A 1,631-nucleotide genomic window follows, 5' to 3' on the forward strand; every position below is an offset into this window, starting at 1 on the left:
AGCTTGATCAAAAACGCGAGAAGTGCTCCTGACCTGCAACGATAGGACTTGTCGAGGGTCCAGATCGTGCCGTGGAAAGAAGCACTTCTCAGGTGAAGAAGCGTATCGGGTCGTATCCGCATGTCCGCATCGAGGGCGGCGGTCGGGCAGTGGTCTCCCAGGCTGGGGGTGTGCTGCTGGTCGAGACAGTCCGCAAGACCGGGCTGGACACCGCGATATCGGGTGCGCTGGCGCCGTGGCGGAAGGCTCGGGCTGTACATGATCCGGGCAAGGTCCTGTTGGACGTGGCCCTCGCGGTCGCACTGGGCGGCGACTGCCTCGCCGATACCGGGATGCTGAGGGCCGAGCCGGCCGTGTTCGGCCCGGTGGCGTCCGACCCGACCGTTTCCCGCCTCATCGACACCCTGGCCGCGTCGGGTCCGAAGGCCCTGGACGCGATCCGCGCGGCACGGGCCGAAGTACGCGAGCGGGTATGGAAGTTGGCCGGGCCCTCGTCGCCGGAGGCCGCCGGGCAGGTGGTCGTGGACCTGGACGGGGTGCTGGTCCTGGCGCACTCCGAGAAGCAGGATGCGGCCGCGACCTGGAAGAAGACCTACGGACATCACCCGCTGATGGGCTTCGTCGATCACGGAAGCGGCGGCACCGGCGAGCCGGTGGCCAGCCTGCTGCGGCCCGGGAACGCGGGCAGCAACACCGCCGCTGATCACATCGAAGCCGCCCGACTCGCGCTGGCTCAGCTGCCGAAGAAGTACCGGCGTGGACGCCGGACGCTGATCCGGACCGACTCCGGCGGCGGCACACACGAGTTCGTCGCCTGGCTCGCAAAGCGTGGCAGATGGCTGTCGTACTCGGTCGGCATGACCATCACCGAAGCCATTCACCAGGCCGTATTGAAGGTCCCGCCCGCCGCCTGGACGGCAGCTGTCGAGCCGGGCGGCGAGATACGCGACGGCGCCTGGGTCTGCGAACTCGACGGCGACTGCCTGAAAGGCTGGCCGAAGGGGATGCGACTGATCGTCCGGAAGGAACGGCCGCATCCCGGCGCCCAGTTGAGGCTCACCGATGCCGACGGCCTGCGGCTCACCGCATTCGCCACCAACACCACCGGCTCCGCGATCGCCGCACTTGAGCTCCGCCACCGTCAGCGGGCACGCGCCGAGGACCGCATCCGAAACGCTCGCGCCACCGGCCTGCGCAACCTGCCCCTGCACGACGCCGCCCAAAACCAGATCTGGCTGGAGATCGTCCAGCTCGCCCTCGACCTGCTGGCCTGGATGCCCATGCTGGCCCTGACCGGCAAACCCCGGCTCTGGGAGCCCCGCCGCCTGCGGCTTCGTCTCTTCTCCGCCGCCGCACAGATCGTCACGACCGCCCGCCGCCGGCACCTCAGATTCGCCAACCACTGGCCCTGGACAGACGTGATCACTGGCGCCGTGACGAGACTCGGAGCCCTCCCGAACCCAGGCTGACCACCGAAACCCGTCCCTGCGAACAAAGCCACCCCGGCCGGAACCGTGGAAACCGGCGCCCACCCGGCGCGACAGCCGGGCCCTCAACACGCCCTCACCAGGCAGAACAAGCGAAACGGCCCGCCAGAAGAACCGACGGACCGTCACGAAAGATCGAGGCTA

1 protein-coding gene is annotated in these 1,631 nt (G+C 68.7%); it reads left to right on the forward strand.

What is annotated here, in order from left to right; genetic code table 11:
* The first annotated feature begins 92 nt into the window (after window positions 1-92).
* Window positions 93-1,469 (forward strand): IS1380 family transposase, encoded by a 1,377-nt coding sequence (locus tag QIS99_RS32095; RefSeq protein WP_282517280.1) that lies wholly within the window; start codon window positions 93-95, stop codon window positions 1,467-1,469.
* Window positions 1,470-1,631 lie beyond the last annotated feature (162 nt).

Origin of the sequence: Streptomyces solicavernae, from assembly GCF_029968095.1 — a bacterium.
GTDB lineage: Bacteria > Actinomycetota > Actinomycetes > Streptomycetales > Streptomycetaceae > Streptomyces > Streptomyces solicavernae.